The 17,414-nt window shown below is 47.8% G+C and carries 13 protein-coding genes and 1 pseudogene; 12 read left to right on the forward strand and 2 right to left on the reverse strand.

Annotated elements, in window-relative coordinates:
* Nucleotides 1-193 precede the first annotated feature (193 nt).
* From NMC31_RS14900 to NMC31_RS14915, 4 genes are all read left to right on the forward strand, one after another.
* Complete coding sequence (locus NMC31_RS14900) at nt 194-1,267, forward strand: hypothetical protein (protein WP_022652149.1); 1,074 nt, start codon at nt 194-196, stop codon at nt 1,265-1,267.
* A gap of 17 nt (nt 1,268-1,284) precedes the next feature.
* Nucleotides 1,285-1,485 (forward strand): hypothetical protein, encoded by a 201-nt coding sequence (locus NMC31_RS14905; RefSeq protein ID WP_022652148.1) that lies wholly within the window; start codon nt 1,285-1,287, stop codon nt 1,483-1,485.
* Nucleotides 1,482-2,201: a DnaJ-like cysteine-rich domain-containing protein gene (locus tag NMC31_RS14910; protein WP_015063095.1), complete on the forward strand. Its 720-nt coding sequence runs from the start codon at nt 1,482-1,484 to the stop codon at nt 2,199-2,201. The genes NMC31_RS14905 and NMC31_RS14910 overlap by 4 nt, the downstream gene beginning before the upstream one ends.
* Nucleotides 2,202-2,467: 266 nt before the next feature.
* Complete coding sequence (locus NMC31_RS14915; protein WP_015063094.1) at nt 2,468-3,289, forward strand: hypothetical protein; 822 nt, start codon at nt 2,468-2,470, stop codon at nt 3,287-3,289.
* 14 nt (nt 3,290-3,303) lie between these two features.
* Here the strand turns inward: NMC31_RS14915 and NMC31_RS14920 are convergent, their stop codons facing one another.
* Nucleotides 3,304-4,149, reverse strand: a complete 846-nt coding sequence (locus NMC31_RS14920; protein WP_015063093.1) for a DNA adenine methylase — start codon at nt 4,147-4,149, stop codon at nt 3,304-3,306.
* 339 nt (nt 4,150-4,488) lie between these two features.
* Between NMC31_RS14920 and NMC31_RS14925 the strand changes: the two genes are divergently transcribed.
* From NMC31_RS14925 to NMC31_RS14955, 7 genes are all read left to right on the forward strand, one after another.
* A complete protein-coding gene (locus tag NMC31_RS14925; protein WP_022652146.1) occupies nt 4,489-5,643 on the forward strand; it encodes a ParB/RepB/Spo0J family partition protein in 1,155 nt (384 codons plus the stop codon).
* 265 nt (nt 5,644-5,908) lie between these two features.
* Nucleotides 5,909-7,585: a DUF4942 domain-containing protein gene (locus NMC31_RS14930; RefSeq protein ID WP_015063091.1), complete on the forward strand. Its 1,677-nt coding sequence runs from the start codon at nt 5,909-5,911 to the stop codon at nt 7,583-7,585.
* 14 nt (nt 7,586-7,599) lie between these two features.
* Nucleotides 7,600-7,776 carry a hypothetical protein gene (locus NMC31_RS14935; protein ID WP_022652145.1) on the forward strand — a complete coding sequence of 59 codons (177 nt, stop codon included), beginning with the start codon at nt 7,600-7,602 and terminating at the stop codon, nt 7,774-7,776.
* A 245-nt stretch (nt 7,777-8,021) separates the two neighbouring features.
* Nucleotides 8,022-10,409: an Ig-like domain-containing protein gene (locus NMC31_RS14940; protein WP_022652144.1), complete on the forward strand. Its 2,388-nt coding sequence runs from the start codon at nt 8,022-8,024 to the stop codon at nt 10,407-10,409.
* 315 nt (nt 10,410-10,724) lie between these two features.
* Entirely contained in the window at nt 10,725-13,181 is a 2,457-nt protein-coding gene (locus NMC31_RS14945) for an Ig-like domain-containing protein (RefSeq protein ID WP_022652143.1), read from the forward strand.
* A 502-nt stretch (nt 13,182-13,683) separates the two neighbouring features.
* Nucleotides 13,684-14,883, forward strand: coding sequence for a tyrosine-type recombinase/integrase (locus tag NMC31_RS14950; RefSeq protein ID WP_022652142.1), 1,200 nt, complete (start codon nt 13,684-13,686; stop codon nt 14,881-14,883).
* Complete coding sequence (locus NMC31_RS14955) at nt 14,880-15,947, forward strand: PDDEXK nuclease domain-containing protein (protein ID WP_004883035.1); 1,068 nt, start codon at nt 14,880-14,882, stop codon at nt 15,945-15,947. The genes NMC31_RS14950 and NMC31_RS14955 overlap by 4 nt, the downstream gene beginning before the upstream one ends.
* 239 nt (nt 15,948-16,186) lie before the next feature.
* Here the strand turns inward: NMC31_RS14955 and NMC31_RS14960 are convergent, their stop codons facing one another.
* On the reverse strand, nt 16,187-17,152 hold the full coding sequence (locus tag NMC31_RS14960; protein WP_052958985.1) for a hypothetical protein: 966 nt from the start codon (nt 17,150-17,152) through the stop codon (nt 16,187-16,189).
* A 103-nt stretch (nt 17,153-17,255) separates the two neighbouring features.
* On the opposite strand from NMC31_RS14960, the pseudogene NMC31_RS14965 reads away from it, so the two are divergent.
* Nucleotides 17,256-17,414: pseudogene (locus tag NMC31_RS14965) on the forward strand (IS630 family transposase); the annotation flags it as partial.

A 17,414-nucleotide genomic window follows, 5' to 3' on the forward strand; every position in this document is an offset into this window, starting at 1 on the left:
ATCAGTTAGCATGAAGTTATTAAGAAAGATAAATTCAAACTATTCAGATTTTCTTTTTAATTTAATTTTTAAAACAGCCTATTTTTGAATTAGTAAGATACCTAACCACTAAAAGAAATTTTGTTTTTTATGCCTTCAGAGTTGTTTGAATCTGAGAGCATTAATGTATCATGTAATAAAAAAAGGTGCTTATATGAATCATTGCGACTATCAGATTATTGAAATCAGCCCAAAAGATCTTATTATCGAGCCTGGATTTAATCCACGGGAAGCGGTAATCGGTGATCTTTGTTACGAACAGGAGCCAGTAAAATCGGCAATTATTTCTCTCAAGCAAGCCTATAAAGAGGGGCGACGTGTTGATTTAATTAAGGTAGTAAAGAAGGACTCCAAGTACGTTGTCCGGCAAGGGCATTGTCGTTACAGAGCATTATTGCTTGCTCTCGCGGAAGGAGCTGACATCCAGCTCTTTTCAGTCGTACTTATGCACTACAAGGATAAAATCGAAGAATACCTAGAGAACCTTGATGGGAACAGGAATAACAGTCTCAATCCCGTTGCACTAGCTTACGCACTCGCAGAGACCCTGAAGCTTGGCTCTACCGTTGAATCCCTTGCTATGCGCTATCAGCGGTCTGGCACAGCGATTCGCAATCAGCTTAAAATCCTTGATATGCCTTTAGAACTGCAACGTTTAATCAGCCTAAACCTTATTAAAAAAACACTCGCGATTGAAATCATGTTGAAGTATTCCAATGATCATGCAAAAGTCCTTGCACACTTGGAGTCCTGTTCTTTTTTAGTGCCATCTTCTGGCGTACTTGATTTATCGAAACCAACAACCGTTGAAACAGCAACAAACAGTGAGCCACTCGAAGAACAGGAAAAACCTCCTGTACATATTAACCCTAAAGACATTAAAACAAAGTCTATCACTCGCAGTTCGTTAGGTATTAAACGTCTTTCACATAAAAAAACTGAACGGTTAAAAAATGAATTTATTGGTTTGATTGATAATGTAGGGTCAACAATGTCAGACAATAATAAACTGACAGAATTAATTTTAGACGGACAGCATTCTAATTTATTTATGAACGTCAGTAACACTTTAATCACAAAAACAAATGAAAGTGTAAAGATCACTTTAGATGAAGCAAAACTTCAACTTGTATTAAGTCTTCTAAATGATGAAAATACTGCAATCATCATTCCAAAATCTAAGGTTACAGAACTGAACGAAATTCGTGACCTTTTGACAAATGAGTAGATAGCTGAGGATAATTTATGGACAAGATTGTACATTTTACCGTCATTAATACTTTTAACGATTTACTTATTGCGAAAGCCTCGCTCGACCGTAACATTGTTGAGATCAACGCTGGTAAGCGCTTTGATCATTTTGAAGAAGGACATGATCAGTATGTACAGAAAGTGACTGACGCTTTACTTATCGTGGAGGGACGTCTGGAGAACCTTAAAAAATGAAACATTCAATTTTTTTTACTCACGATGGTTATTTATTGCCAGCGGTCGTAAAGCCTTTCCACGGTAACGATGGGCACTATTATGCCATGATCACACGTGAATGCTTTGCCTGCGGAGGGACAGGAGAAATCGCAAACGCCGTCTGCGTGACATGTAATGGAAGCAAAACGTCACCGGCCACAGAGGAAAAACTGGTACTGAAAGAGGGCATCGAATTTCTTGAAACTATCCCGGAATTTCGCTGCAATCCCGATCTAGACGCTTGGAAACGTAGGCACAGCGGGCACCTGGCATTGTTACAAGCCGATAATTCTAAGTTTGCAGTAAGCATTTCACAGCAGTTAAACAACAATCTCTTTTTAACAGTTCGTCAGTTAGAATCTTTCTACTCAACTTACCAACCCGTTTCTAAAGATTTGCCAGAAAACGCTGATGTACCTGTTGAGCATTCTTTCAGCATTGGTGATGTAGTGAGTATTGATATCATTTTTACAGAAGTGCGAGCTGCTTTTTCAAAAGGCTCCCACAGCTACTTTTTTACTTTTACAGGCAAAAAGCAGAATGATGGATTCGCATTAACAGGTAATGTGCAGGATCATGTTTTATTGGGGCATAGCTATCATCTTTCCGGAAGGGTGAGAAAGATCCACTATTTTGACTCTGTGCCCTACGCATTACTGACGGTGTTTAAATTAACCACAAAGCCTAGTGCGTAGTGAACAGAACTCCCAAATACAGGGTGTTTATTCATTAGCCACAGGCTTTCTGCACTGTCGTGCCGACTCACTCACGTCAAATTTGTTGCTCACGCATCGGGTTTTTACCCGGTTTTAAACTCCGAAAAATATGCCTATTTCTTTAAATTCAACACCCGTTATTAACTAATCTTTTAAATTAAAAATGATAATCTTATTAATTATATATTTAATTTTATTCTCCTTAACATTCAGGTTAAGGCGATTTTGTTAAAACGGAGTGATGTATGCAAAATGATCTTGGACTTGGGTTCATCTGCAAGTCAGCAAGAGCGTCAGCAAAAATTATATCCCGGAAAGTTACTTTTCCGCTAAATGGCTCGAGTACTACAAAACTTACCCTAACGGGACTACAGTGTCATCCATCCTGCCGGTTTCCGTTTTACCAGCTGTCTATGCTAATCCACAACCAGCTCGCTGATCATGCCGCCAACGTTGTCGATGAAAATGCTCCGTTCACTGTATCCATTAACATACATGAATGGCTGAGTCGTGCCAGAGTGGCATTTATTGATTATCACGGTCTGCGTAATACCGATAAAACAGCAATGATCACATTGGATCATCTGGAAGAATTACTTACTCACTTGTCGACTACATTGGCCGTATATATCCCGTATTCAAAGAAGCGCCTGAACTTTAGCTTTCTGACGTCCTTTACACTGATCAAAACATCACAGTCTTATACTTTGATGTTCCCTGGTGTGCTGCGGCCGATCTTGGTGTTACTTGGGGGGTTAATTCAGGAATTTATGACCGAGAAGTTATTGAAGAGACGTAATACCCAACTTGTCATTTTTGAATATTTGCGAAAGTCTCGGCGCCATTCCCATAAAATTACCGATATTGCTAACGCTCTTCAGTTGCAGACGGTGAACGTACGAATCATGCATGTTCTTACCCAACTTGCAGATCTGGGGCTTATATCGTTTATTTGTGAAGGTAAGAGAGGGGAGCGGTCCATCGAAGAGCTTCAGTTTATTCCTTATGCCAGTCGGGACCATTCCGAAGTTTTGAGCTTTGAGGAATGGATAAGCCCGATCGACTAACCACTGACTGTCACTTAACGAAGGACAGCCAGGATCTCTTTTTCCTTTTTTCGCGATTTTGATTGACTGCCGACAGAACGGTAAGCATTGAGAGTATGAATTTCAAAACCGCGTTCTTCATAGAGCTCCAGCGTAAAGGGAGTCAAGCTGTTGGATATGGCCACTGAAGCCCCTTTACGATGAGCTGCCACCAGCATATCCGCCAGTTTAACATGTGCGCTCTTATTGAACGGTATGCCGTCATAACTGACAAAGCTGGTTTTGCTGATTTTATCATAAGGCGGATCGCAATAAATTTGGTCACAACCACCAGCACTCTCCAACGTCAGACCAAAATCTGCGGTTGTCAGCTCAACGCCAGAAAGTCTGAATGAGAGATAATCGACTTTCTGGGGGTCCAGAGTTAACTTGGATCGATTCCCCCACGGAACTGAGTACTTACGTTTCAGATTGTAACGACACAGGCCGTTATATCCGAGTCGGTTCATTGCGTAGAAAAGGACTGCTCGTTGCAGCGGGGCATCATCCAAACTGGTGCTGTTAAACGTGTTCCTCAGCTTTAAGTAATCCTCTTTATCAAATTCCCTTTCCGCCAGAAGATTCACTTCTCTGATGAATGCCGATTTATTCCGCTGGATGTTGCGGTACAGATTGATTAGATCCGGATTACTGTCTGCCAAGAGTGCATCGGTGGCAAACATGTTAAGGAACACAGCGCCCCCGCCGATAAATGGTTCGACCCACCGACGGCTCTGATCATGTGGGAAATGCTGACTGATGAATGGCATCAGTTTGGTTTTACCCCCCGCCCATTTGATGATTGGTGTATGTTTTCGCAACGCGTATTCTCCTTTAAGCATTATCGGTATGTCACCCTTATGGTACCGAAAGCCGGATTACAACCAACAAGGTTTAAGCAGGGAAAATCGCGGGTGTTGTGAAAGAAATTTTCATTCCGACACATTTTTTTATTTTTTTTCACTTTTTGGCAAAAAAGTTAACTACCTTCTTAGCTCGCATAAACATTTGTTTTTAATTGTTTATTTAATCTTTTAGGTCTGAGCATCAGAACGTTTTGCTTCGCGAAATTCGGAATAAACCCCAAAAGTACCTTTTTAACGAAAAAGTGAGATTTTTTTTTCCGGTAGTATTCACGCACAGATGAAAGGTATGGCAAAAAAGAATACAACGGAGTATCTATGAGTGATCTGATGACTGATTCCCAGCAAACTAACTCACGGGTCTTTAAATCACCCCTCGTGTCATTTTCAACAGTGACAGGTTCCGGCCGATTCGTCAGTGGCATGAAGCAGTTCCGCGACGCGAACCCTGACCTTTGTAATGAAGTCACTGAACAAAAAGCTTGGGCTATCAACCCTTCAGTGGTTCAAATCTCGCCAGGCTTCAACTCCCGTGAGATGGGGATGGGGGAGGCATATTACCAGCTGCCGGAAGTCGTAGATCATCTCAATAACATCAAGTGTGCATTCATCCGGGGTGATTACGTTGACCCTATACGCGTTCTGATCAAAGACGGTATTCCGTACGTTTGCCAGGGCCATTGCCGTTTAAAAGCGGCTTTAATGGCTCAGGCAGAAGGACATACTGACCTCACCATTCTTTGCATCGAGATGAAAGCCGATGAGATCAGCTGCGAACTGACGACAATTGACGGGAACCGTGGTCTGGCTCTTTCTCCAGTGGCACTGGGTGAATCCTACAGACGTCTTCAGGCGCTGGGCGGATGGTCGCTTGATCGTATTGCCGAACGTGAGGGCAAGAGTAGTACAACCATTGCTGCTCTCATTCGTCTGACCGGATGCTCTGTCTACATCAAAAAATTAATCCATGCCGATGCTATTTCCTATGTTGCAGTCCTATCCCTTATTGATGAGTTCGGTGAAACGGAAGCCATCTCTCGTATCGAAAAAATGATCGCCGAGCTTGAGAAAGCTGATTCAAGCGGTATCAAGATTAAGAAGACGCCACGTGGCAGTATTCGTGTTGTCCCTTCCGATTTTAAACCGGCACGTGTTCCACCTGTTCTCGCCACAAAAGCCGTAGAAGGGGTCAAACTCATCACTACGAGTTTGTTGCAGAAACTCGGTGATATCCAACTTCCCGAAGTGACCGACTCCAGCGAAGATGAAGAAATTTCCTTTACGTTGAACCGAAGCATGCTGGAGATGCTCAAGAACCTGCAAAGTGAGATCACTGAAGCAGAAAACAAGCAGCTTCGCCGGGTCGAAAATCGGCAAGCTCGATTGAAAGGGGAGAAAGTGACTTACAAATCCGCGAAAAACACAAATACTGGCGGAGAACCACAATCTGAAGCACCACCAGCACAGGCTTGAATTAAGCATTTCAACTTATGAGTAGCACATAATTAGAAGTACGATATTCAAGAACGAGCCACCCAGGCTCTCGCCCATTGCCCCTACTAAGTAGGGGCTTTTTTTTGTCCTGTCTCCGGCACGCTTTCTCTTCATTAAAACGACATCTGTCTGTCCTACCTCCCGCAGCGCAACTTTCGAGATTTTTATGTCGCCCAACCTATTAGCTTTTTGAACGAGGTTGATATCCTGGTAATAGATAATTCCTACATAAAGGACTGATACTATGTCTGCTGTTGAATCTAATTTCCCCCAAATTGGCGCCCCAGGGAACTCTCTGGTCGCTTGTATGCCCCTAACTGGCCTCAGTGTTAACGAGGATAACTTTCTGCCCGAAATGCGGGAAGAGCTTGGCATCATTGCCAGCCAGGTCGAATCCTATAACGAAGAGCTTAGTTTACTGAGGTCCATGTCCACTCAGTTTATGAAATACGGAAATCAGAAGCTCTATTCCTACCTCTCGGGCTATAACCATCTCATTTCAGAAACAGATGCCCTGTACGCAGAAAATGCACTTCGTTCTGAGTACTGGAAGCGGGTAATGGCCCTTACCGATGTGCTGTCCGTGATGTCTGACGAAAAAAAGAACGAATGGGACAAGCAATTTACTGCTGACCGGTATCACCGGCCTCCGCAAGAGATCCCTGAGTTTACACTCGACGCAGTAGTTGCCACGGTTGTCACATTGCTCAATGACCGGCATCAGTTCATTAAAGAGCGCGTCTATGCCGTTTTTCAATCATTAAGCCGTCACCACAAAACCAATAAAGCTTTTGGTTTCTCAACCCGCATGATCACCGTCGGTGTCTGTGAAGGGGTGAAAGACAAGTGGGTAAAACTTAAAGTTGAATTCAAAGAATCAGGACTCATGCCACTGTCGGAACTGCGGGTGATCTGTTCTTATTTCCGGGGAGAAACAGTTAAACCGGTCTATGACACGAAAAAAATGGTTGAGAATATGGTTGGTCATGCTGGGTTCAGAAATTGGATCAGCCTGGATGGCAACAGTATTCGTTTTCGGGTTTACAAGAATGGTTCGATGCACATTGATGTACATCCTGATATTGCAGAACGGCTTAACAACATTCTTGCTGCCATTGTCCCTCTGGCGCTGCCTACTGAACGCTTAGCCCATTACAAAGCCACGTTGCAGGAGTTCCCGGCACTGAAACGCTGCATCGATTTTCATTCACGGATGCAGCTCGCAGAGCTGGAATTCACTCGGAATGAAAAGGAATGGTCCAGCTGGACATCGCTCGGTTATGCCGGTGAGTTCGCTGATAAAACGCGGCAGGTGAACGCGGAGGTTCTGCGGTTCCTCGGTGCCCGGATTACTAGCTACCATGTGACATTTGATTATGACCCGACCGAAGTGATGCGCTTCATCGGTCATATGGGTGCCATGCCCGATATTGTATCCCACCAGTTTTACCCTTCATCGCTGCGACTCAGTGAATACGTCGCATCCATTATTGCGACCGGGGAGGGGGAGCGACTGCTAGAGCCAAGCATCGGGCACGGGGATTTGCTGCAATGTTTTCCTAAGAGCGTCAACGTTACCGGCATCGAACTGGATACACTAAATTGTCTGGTCTCCCGAGCTAAAGGTTACGATACAACGGAGGCCGATTTTCTGGCATGGTCAGCAGCGAACCCAAATCAGAAATTCGACTGCGTGGTGATGAACCCACCTTTTGCTGACAACCGGGCTAAACTCCATCTACTGGCCGCTGCGTCTCATCTCGTTTCCGGCGGGCGTTTAGCGGCCGTCCTGCCGCTATCCCTTCAGGGGATCGATAACCTGCTGGGCGAGGGATACCGTGCTGAATGGATGGACACCTTCGATAACGAGTTTGACAACACTGCCGTCTCCGTCCGTGTTCTGTATGTAGAATGCCTTTAACTGAAGGAAAGACCATGTCTGAAATCTCACCTGGCCTGCCAGAGGACCAAAATGATGTTGAATTTATGATGGATGATTTCCAGCAGAGCCTGGGGAAAAGTAAACCGGTACATGAAGTGCAATTTCTGGGAGAGTCACCGCAAAGTGAAGACTCCGCCAACGCTGCCGATTCGCCCTGGTTTGAAAACTAACCTGTTAAAGGAGTTGGTACAGATTGCTCCCTTTATGGGCTCCCTACAAGATAGCGGGGAGCCCGAGCAGTGGTTATTACTCAGGATGAGATAAACTGTGATTAATAGTGCATGTTAAGCACTTCGCATTCCTGCTTTTATTGGCGAACATTTCACTCTTTTTTTCTTGTTTTTTATATCCCCTTCCCAGAAAAGTTAGCCTTGCTCACTTGGTATTATTGATACCTGACTGGGGGAGGATAATCATGAAATGCAGGGCGATACTTTTAGCACCACTCATAGCTTTTTCGTTTACGGCACAAGCTGAGATTGCAGAGTTAAGATTCAATGACACTCAGAATCAACCAAAGATTGTTGTTCCATCTGTGCAGTGGATTAATCCAGCAACCTCATTCGAGGCTGATGTAATCTCCGGCTTAGACCGGTACGTCCAGTTGTCGTTACTTAATGTCAACGGTGCAAGCTTGTGGAGCACGAAAAGTAGCAAAGTTACGGTTGATGACCGTATGACCTCCAGTAGCGGGTATGACTATTATGGAAAAAGGTTAAGTGTCCCTGCGTTTGGTGAAGATAATTACACCCTGAGGGAAGTGATCACAGATCTCCAAAATAATGAAATTTCTCGCCGGGACTACGTTATATCTATCGACCGCACTCCCCCTAAAACTAGCACAATTGGATATACGCGAAATGGATGGCAATATGGTAGCGAAGCCATCTTTACCAGCGTTCCTTCAGGTATGCAGTATGCCTCTGTTCAGGCTCTCGTCTTTTCAGGCCTTTCAGACAGTCGCTCTGGTCTCGACCGGGCTGAGTACTTTCTTGTCGATTCGAACGGCGTTGAACGAAAGAGAGGGGCTGTAATTAACCTGGTCGATAATTCAGTAACCGTCCAAAATACTACTGCGAGCGATCCAGCCCTGGCGCCAGCTTCTCAGTCTGAATACCGTATGGGCCTTTATGTTTATGACAAGGCAGGAAATAAAGCATCAGTAAGCAGACAAAGTGTGATTGATCGGGTCAACCCTCCTTCTGTTCTACAGGTGCTTAATACCAGGACAAATACCTGGGAAAACTACTCAGCTGGGATAACTGTTTACAGTAATCCAATATCATTGCGGGTACTCAGGAATAAAAGTAACTTTACTGCTGCTAATAAAACAAGCTTTGGGTGGGCAGATGCCAATTATCAAAGTTCTGACAGCACATATAATATTTATTCGTTCAATTTTGTTTTCCCCAGTACCGGTGATATTTATCACGAATTCCAGACACTTGCGGGAGGCGTTCGTCGGTACCATCACTCTGAGTTATCTTTCACTCCTTCCCCAACCATGGAACTTGCACCAAAGGTCACAAGCAAAGAAATTTTTCGTAGTGATACCGGTAAATGGAGCAGTGCTACTGGGAATGTAAGAACTGCCAAATTTACCCAAATACGCGTGACTACCGAACCTCGTAACTATGTACAACGGGTTGCAGCTAATTCGAACCGTAACTGGTACTGCCTTATCCCGGTAGGAAGCACTGGTTGTACCATGAACGTGGATTATACCTTTACTTCCGATAAGGGGATGCAATACATCCATCTGGTCTCAGGTAAAGACGGTACTGCTATTTATGATAATCTGGCTGGGGCATTCGTAGTGATTTGGGATAACAACCCACCGGTTATTAACGCCGTAAAAATTAACCGTATGGATAAAAATGTAACCATGACGGTTACTGATGATGACCGGATAAATGGATGGCAAATAGGAGCATGGGATACCCGAGAATTTGGCGTGGTGCTTAAAACCGAAACGGGGAATGTGATTGACCTACCCGCCAGGACATGGACAGAGAGTGATTTTAAAACAAAAAACGCGGTCATTTCCTATGCTGATCTGCCGGACGGCAAATATACCGTTCTGTCCGCCTATGCAAGAGATCTTGTGGGCAACACGGCAAACTACGTGATAAATGATTTGCTTACCATTGACTCCACTGCCCCTCTAATTTCCTACCGGTATCTGAATGATGATCCTGAAGGCAAACTGGTTAAGGGACTAGAAAACCTCAGAATTAGTGTAGCTGACCCTTCAGGTGACGCCTCGCTTGAATCACTGGTGTTGAGCGGTGGACCAAACAGTGAACAGGTGACATTAGCTTATTCCAGTCAGGGCTCAGGAGTTTATACGCCAGAGTACCCGCGTATCTTTCCCGTAATAGCAAAAGAGGATGGCATTTATACAATTGAAGCTCACGCAGTCGATGCCTCTGGAAACCGGTCCTCGAAAAAGCTCAATTTCCTCTATCAACCAGCAAACATGATCACTCTGGACAGGCTACGTACCCTTGCTACTGCGGCTGCACTAAAGACCACGGATAACCAGCCACTGGCTTTTATCCGGACAAGCGTACTTCGCCGAAAGGATGGTTCTGTCATTACTGGGCAGTTAAACGGTACGCTGTCCGTGCGGAAAGATGCTGACTTCCCGGTAAGTGTAGCTGGCGTAACCGTTGCGCCAGGAGAGACAAAGGCAATCATTTTTGATATGGGGCAGGGTGAAGAACGTATTTATTCTGTCACACCAGGAAAGAGTGGCGTTTCTGGTACATCTGAGTTTGCCGTGGAATTCCCGCAGTTCTGAATAATTTTGGGGTGTCGTTAAGTCGGCACCTTGCTGAAATATAGCCAAACCTCCACCCATATCTTTCAGTTCCCGCACTGTGGCATTTACATCAAAACATGAATTCTTGCTTACTTGTTCGTGTACGAAAAGTCACTTTTTCTCGTCCTGGTGAAGATCCATCTCAATAGTCAATCCGTTGCCAATTTTTACCTCGCCAAAGTTGTTATAACGGACATTTTCAAAAGTTTAAAGCTATGAAATACCTCTGATAACCAGCAAGGTCAGAAGAAATGATTTTGTAAAATAGGGACAAATACATCCCGGGAGCATCACATGCGTAAAATACTGACAGGCTGTATCATTGCCACGGCCATCTCTTCAACTTATCCGGCGGCGGCTCAGATTTTCAGTTATTCCTATACCGACACCAATCAGCTGGCAATGACGCTTAAGCCTGCAACGCAGAGCTATCTCAATCCGGCTGGCGCCCTGACCCTAAACTTAATTTCCGGTCTAGACCGGTACGAACGTGTGACTGTAACCAGGGACAGTGATAAAAAGGTTATGTATTCGGGACTAACGGCCAAGATAAGTGTTGCAGACCGCATTGTTGCTGCCGACGGCACAGAGTATTACGGAAAGGACATGGGGTTACCTGCACTTGGTGAAGGGTCTTTCACGGTAATCAATGACACGCTAGATCTCCAGCAAGCCGTCGTAAGTTCCACAACGTATCGTTTCACCATCGATACTACAGCGCCGAAGTACACCAGCATATACCCAAGCCAGAACGCAGGCTATGACATGGTCCTGAGTGGACCACTTTGGGAGCTCGGTCGCGGAGGTTCTGGCCAGTTTTCCATCTTTGCTGACGGCGTTGATGATGCGTATGGCATAGACAAGATCCGGTTGGTCATCAAGCGCAGCAATGGAACAGTCGTTTCCGATAATACACTCAGCTACGACACGGCGGCAAAACGTGCCTTTTACCCCTGGATAAAGGAAGCGGTCACTCAACCTGGCATGCCCACCAGCGATCTCAATGAAGAATTCACCTTCAATTTTATCATCACTGATAAGGCCGGAAACACGCTGAATATTCCTCCGCAGCGCTTTTTATTTGATGACCAGATAGGTGAATATACGCCCTTTGCGGTCCATGACTCACGAGTCAGTACGAGTGTGGTTCCAGGGATCTCTTCAGGGTACGTACCGTTTGTGCGGGGGCTCTCTGTACTCGAAAACCCGTACCGGATGGTCATTCGTATTCCCCGAACTAACTGGCAGCCATACCGTAACGGCGGCATCACCATTCTTAACAATTATGGCGGCTCTAAGGTTATTTCAGAAGACACGACCTATGTGTACGTAGAAGTGAAGCTCCCACAGGGTACTCTGGATGGAAACTACTATCGCCCTGTGAACAGGTACCAATGGGCCGGTGGCGGTCTGACTCAGTACGCCTCCTGGCTGAACTGGGACCCGGCGGCGGTAAAAAGTCCTGCGTGGGGGAGTCCTGCGATTGAGCGACAGAAGTCTGACGGCACTTGGTTCAATAGCGTCGACTGGAAAAATTTTCTGGCTTCAGATATGCCGGTGAACCTAACCAAGATCCGTTTCACTGTGCAAGCACGCCCCTACGAACAAGCAATTACCGGCAGTGCCACCTGCAAGATCCCTGCCGGGTCAACGTCGTGTACTGTCGACCTGACACAGGCGATTACAAACGGTACCACCGGCTATATACATACTGCCTATGAAGTGCGTTCGACAACCGAGTCCACCTTCTTCATGCCGCTCTGGGAAAACATCGCCTGGCATACAAAGGGGCCCACAGTTACTGGCTACAACTACAATGATGCGACCAACATTCTTCAGGTATTCGTCAACGAGCCAGGAGACGGATGGTATTTCGATGCCGTTAAACTGAGCCGGGTGTGGTTGTCTGACAAATCCCGCAATAACGCGGATATCAACGTGACAGGAAAACAAACGGGGCGTAACACAGCAACCGGGAATTATACTTACGACTTCAACCTGAAACAGATCCCGGAGGGCAGCTATAACGTGCAGCTCAACGCCCAGGATTCTTTCAGCAACACGGGAAGCTTAGCCTACAAAACCGTGACGGTCGATAACTCGCCGCCGTCCATCAGTATCAACTACGAAAACAAACCTATCACCAGCAACGTGACAGTGTTCGGCTTGGAAAACGTCCGAATTCAGCTCGCAGATACTCTGACCAAACCCTCGTTAACTCGCATGACGCTTCGAGGTGGACCGGTATCTGATGCTGTTGAGTTGTCCTGGGTAAATCTCGGAAATGATCTCTATACACCGAATTACCCGAAGATCTTCCCGTCACTTAATGACGGTGAAACCTACACGTTGACCGTGTATGCCAAAGACGAGATGAACAACGTTAAAGAAAGCGCCGTCGAATTTAACTACCTGCCGAACAACCTGGTACGTCTGGAGAACCTTAAGACCATCTCCGTCAGTACCGCCCTGAAAACGTCCGACAACACGCCGCTGGCTGTACTGTATGCCAGCCAGCTGCGCAAGAAGGACGGTTCTATCGCAACAGGGAAACAGGACGCGATACTGACGGTACGTAAGGATGCGGCCTTCGGCGTTACGGTGAATGGGGTTTCCGCAGCACCAGGGGAGAGCAAAAACGTTCAGCTGGATCTGGGTCTGGGTGACAGCCGCAGCTTCCCGATTTTCCCATCGATTTCCGGCGTCAGCGGAACGTCAGAATTTATGCTGAATATCGAGGAACTGAAGTAAAAGCGAGGCAGGGTGACCCGGTACCGGGTCACCCTTTCAAGGTAATGGCACCGCGATGATGATTATCCCATCTTATCCAGATTCCGGTCACAGGTTTATGCACCGTTTTTGTGGATAACCTGATGTCCCATCACTAAAACCGCAAATGAAACTGGCCTGCCGCTCTCTGCGGATCTGCCCATACACCTACCCGTCAGCATGGATCAACACATCATTCACCCGGCATAGTGGATTTGGGCAACTCTCCTAACCGGGAAGCGTGTTGCTTTTCATCTTTAGCCACGAAAACCCATCCTTAAGAGGCGCCTAAACGGGAGGCTTTTTTATTTCACCATGACTCCAGCACCGAAATTCGCTGGACTACGCTACAGCCCGATACAGCAGGTTTATCAATGACTTAAGCGAGTTCAACATATGCCGGTGCTTTCCGAAACCTGACCTGACTTCCGACCGCCTGACTCCTATCCGGCCCTTGGAATCCAGGTCTTTCCAAGGAGTCATCATGGCTAAGATCAAACTCACTAAGTCCGCTGTCGATGCGGCGCAACCCCAGGCAGAGGCCGTCGAACTCCGGGACACGCTGGTCCCCGGCTTCCTGTGCAAGATTACCCCGGCGGGTCGCAAGGTGTTCATGCTCCAGTACCGGACGAACGCTGGCGAGCGCCGCAAGCCCTCGCTAGGACTGTACGGGGAGCTGACCGTCGAACAGGCGCGGTCGCTGGCGCAGGAATGGCTGGCCCAAGTCCGCCGAGGCGGAGATCCCGCCGCAGAGAAGGCGGAGGCGCGCCAGGCACCTACGATCAAGGAGCTATGCACGAAGTTCATGGAGGACTACTCCAAGAAGCGCAACAAGCTCAGCACCCAAGCCGGCTATCAGGCTGTCATCAATCGCAACATTATTCCGCTGCTGGGACGCAAGAAAGTTCAGGACGTGAAGCGTCCTGAAATCGCCGGACTGATGGAAAAGCTTTCGTACAAGCAGACCGAGGCGAACAAGGTATTCAGCGTCTTGCGCAAGATGTTCAACATGGCCGAGGTATGGGGCTATCGGCCCGACGGTACCAACCCTTGCCGTCACGTCCCGATGTTCCCTGCCGGCAAATCGACTCACCTCATCAGCGACGAAGAAATGGGCAACCTGTTCCGACAGCTCGACAAGATCGAGTCGGAGGGGCTGGAGAACTACGTCATCCCTTTGGGAATCCGCCTGCAGTTCGAGTTCGCCGGCCGCCGCTCGGAAATCATCGCGCTGGAATGGAACTGGGTTGACTTGCAGAACCGGCGCGTCGTCTGGCCTGACAGCAAGACAGGCGGCATGTCTAAGCCCATGAGCGAGGAAGCCTATCGGCTACTCTCGACGGCACCCCGGCAGGAGGGTAGCCGCTATGTGCTGCCTTCTCCTAGCCACGCTGGCAAGCATCTAACCACGGGCGAGTATTACGGTGGCTGGAGCCGTGCGCTCAAGGCGGCTGGCGCTACGCACGTGGGCACGCACGGCATCCGCCACCGTTCGGCGACCGACATTGCCAATTCGGGCATCCCGGTCAAGGTCGGCATGGCGCTAACGGCGCACAAGACCGTCGTCATGTTCATGCGCTACGTCCACACCGAGGATAAGCCGGTGCGAGAGGCGGCCGAACTGGTGGCGAATCGGCGTAAGACGATCACCGGGATGCAGGGAGCCAAGGAGGTGGCCGCATGACCCGGCGCAAGGCATCCGTCTCAGCGCCAGCAGCGCCGCCCGCGCTGCTGGGCGACATCCGGGCACTGATCGAAGCGTCGCGCCAGCGCGTCGCCTCGGCGGTCAATGCCGAGCTGACATTGCTGTTCTGGCGCATTGGCCAGCGCATCCATACGGAAGTGCTTGCCGGGCAGCGGGCCGGGTACGGCGACGAAATCCTGCCGACCCTGGCGGCGCAGCTTGTCCGCGACTACGGACGTAGCTTCGCGGACAAGAACCTGCGCCGGATGGTGCAGTTCGCCGCCACCTTCTCGGACGAGCCAATTGTCGTGACGCTGTCACGACAATTGAGCTGGTCGCATTTCGTGGCGCTGCTGCCGCTAAAAGACCCGCTCCAGCGGGACTACTACGTGCAAATGGCCAGCGCCGAACGCTGGAGCGTGCGGACGCTACGCGAGCGCATCGACTCGATGCTATACGAGCGCACGGCGCTGTCCAAGAAGCCGGACGAGACGATCACGCAAGAGCTGGCGGCGATGCGCGATGCGCAGCGCATGTCGCCGGCGCTGGTCATGCGCGACCCGTACATCCTCGACTTCCTGGGCCTGCGCGATACCTGGCAGGAAGGCGACCTGGAAGCCGCGATCATCCGCGAAATGGAGTCTTTTTTGCTGGAGTTGGGCGCGGGCTTCTCTTTCCTAGCCCGGCAGAAACGCATCCAGATCGACGACGAGGATTTCCACCTGGACCTGCTGTTCTATAACCGCAAGCTGCGGCGGCTGGTGGCGGTGGAGTTGAAGATCGGCGAGTTCAAGGCAGCATACAAGGGGCAGATGGAGCTTTATTTGCGTTGGCTCGACAAGCACGAACGCGAACCGGAGGAAGCCTCGCCGCTGGGCATCATTCTTTGTACCGGCAAGAAGTCAGAGCAGATCGAGTTGCTGGAGCTGGACAAGTCGGGCATCCACGTAGCCGAATACCTGACGACCCTGCCGCCGCGTGCGGTGCTGGGGGAGCGGTTGCAGCAGGCGACCGAACGGGCGCGGTTGCAGATCGAGCAGCGGCAGCCTGGCGAGAAGTCCTGACAGCAGCATCTGTCCAACCGTACACCCAAACCACAGCACGAGCATGTGGCAACGGATCTCTTGCTCTATCGAGGCTCCATGCTAGTGTGGAATCGCCATAGGCCGATAAGGAACTGGCCTGCGGCTCAAGGATGCGCTGGGGCTAGTGGGCGCGAGCGCCCAATCACATGATTATCGCGGGCAGCAGCGCCATGTTCTATGCCGATCGCTGTTTTAATTAAATATCTCAAACTATAAAGTCAGTTAATTTTTTCAAAATATTCACGAATCAAGTCATCATTTTTTAAATACGAATCGAGAACCTGAAACAGAAAAAGATCCCCGCTAATATTTATATCAAACGGGATCATTGAGTTATCTATTTTGAATGTCTTTATTTTTCTATGCCCCTTGATGTTGGCATTGCTCAATCTTTCTTGATAGCTATCCAACGTATATACGATAAATTCGTGATCCAAGTGAGTTATAAAAAAATCATCGCCTTTTGAACTGTATTCAAGATGGATGACTTGCGTTACGACGTCGTCGCCTGCCACCTCAAAGTCCTCCATCAATTCTTCAAAAGTCAAACTTAGCTTCTCTGCGTCATGGTGAATCCATAGATTGTTCTCATATTTATCGGTGGAGTAGAACTTTGACAATCTAGGAAGGGAAGATATTTTCAATCGCAACGGAGCGCCAAACTCCATCTCCTCCATTGCAGGGACATAATCGGAGACGTAATCAATCCTGAATGCTATTTCGGACAGCATTCCTTTTTCAATGAGTTCCTCGATAGAGGTAAGCAGCTTCCTCGGAACTTTTATCCAGAAGTGTCGCCCTATGCGTTCATCGCGTATTGTCTGACTATCCTTGTCGTTGAATATCTGAATATTCTCGTTCAGGCTGACAAGACTATATTTAGAGAACTGAGCATCTTCCTTTCTTATGTCAATTCCAATTTTCTCGTACTCACGTTCAACTACCTTGGAATATTTTAGCTCCAGCATCTCAGCCCTCCCCATGATTGATTGGTGCTTGGAATAAAAAATGCAGCCAATGCGATAATTTGCGTAATTTTCTTTTATGTACGAAACACCATCTTCGTCATGGATATGCTTGTAGGAATTGTTGAGAATTTCTAGCGATCCCGGATACTCGTTGAGATAATTATTTAAGTAGTCCATTAAATGCTGGATTGTCTTTATAGCCAATCGCTTGTCCACTAAATAGCTGCGCGGAATAGTAGATCACTGAAAGGGAACTCAGCCCGGATTGTGCGATCTGATCAATCGCCAAACCAACCAAAATCACCAACCGGGCTGAGCGATGCCGATCATAGTACCAATACCCCGTGGCGAACGACGCCTGATGCAGAAAGCTATTCATAAAACGCGTGATAAAAATCATGCCCGCAGACTCACGGCCATGCTAATGCTTCATCGGGGTGAACGGGTCAGCGATGTTGCCAGAACTCTCTGTTGTGCC

It is taken from the genome of Pseudocitrobacter vendiensis (assembly GCF_943590815.1).
GTDB lineage: Bacteria > Pseudomonadota > Gammaproteobacteria > Enterobacterales > Enterobacteriaceae > Pseudocitrobacter > Pseudocitrobacter vendiensis.

Excerpts from the sequence above, each read along its gene's own strand:
- NMC31_RS14900 (WP_022652149.1), top strand. The coding sequence starts at position 194 with ATGAATCATTGCGACTATCAGATTATTGAAATCAGCCCAAAAGATCTT.
- NMC31_RS14905 (WP_022652148.1), top strand. The coding sequence starts at position 1,285 with ATGGACAAGATTGTACATTTTACCGTCATTAATACTTTTAACGATTTA.
- NMC31_RS14910 (WP_015063095.1), top strand. The coding sequence starts at position 1,482 with ATGAAACATTCAATTTTTTTTACTCACGATGGTTATTTATTGCCAGCG.
- NMC31_RS14915 (WP_015063094.1), top strand. The coding sequence starts at position 2,468 with ATGCAAAATGATCTTGGACTTGGGTTCATCTGCAAGTCAGCAAGAGCG.
- NMC31_RS14920 (WP_015063093.1), bottom strand. The coding sequence starts at position 4,149 with ATGCTTAAAGGAGAATACGCGTTGCGAAAACATACACCAATCATCAAA.
- NMC31_RS14925 (WP_022652146.1), top strand. The coding sequence starts at position 4,489 with ATGAGTGATCTGATGACTGATTCCCAGCAAACTAACTCACGGGTCTTT.
- NMC31_RS14930 (WP_015063091.1), top strand. The coding sequence starts at position 5,909 with ATGTCTGCTGTTGAATCTAATTTCCCCCAAATTGGCGCCCCAGGGAAC.
- NMC31_RS14935 (WP_022652145.1), top strand. The coding sequence starts at position 7,600 with ATGTCTGAAATCTCACCTGGCCTGCCAGAGGACCAAAATGATGTTGAA.
- NMC31_RS14940 (WP_022652144.1), top strand. The coding sequence starts at position 8,022 with ATGAAATGCAGGGCGATACTTTTAGCACCACTCATAGCTTTTTCGTTT.
- NMC31_RS14945 (WP_022652143.1), top strand. The coding sequence starts at position 10,725 with ATGCGTAAAATACTGACAGGCTGTATCATTGCCACGGCCATCTCTTCA.
- NMC31_RS14950 (WP_022652142.1), top strand. The coding sequence starts at position 13,684 with ATGGCTAAGATCAAACTCACTAAGTCCGCTGTCGATGCGGCGCAACCC.
- NMC31_RS14955 (WP_004883035.1), top strand. The coding sequence starts at position 14,880 with ATGACCCGGCGCAAGGCATCCGTCTCAGCGCCAGCAGCGCCGCCCGCG.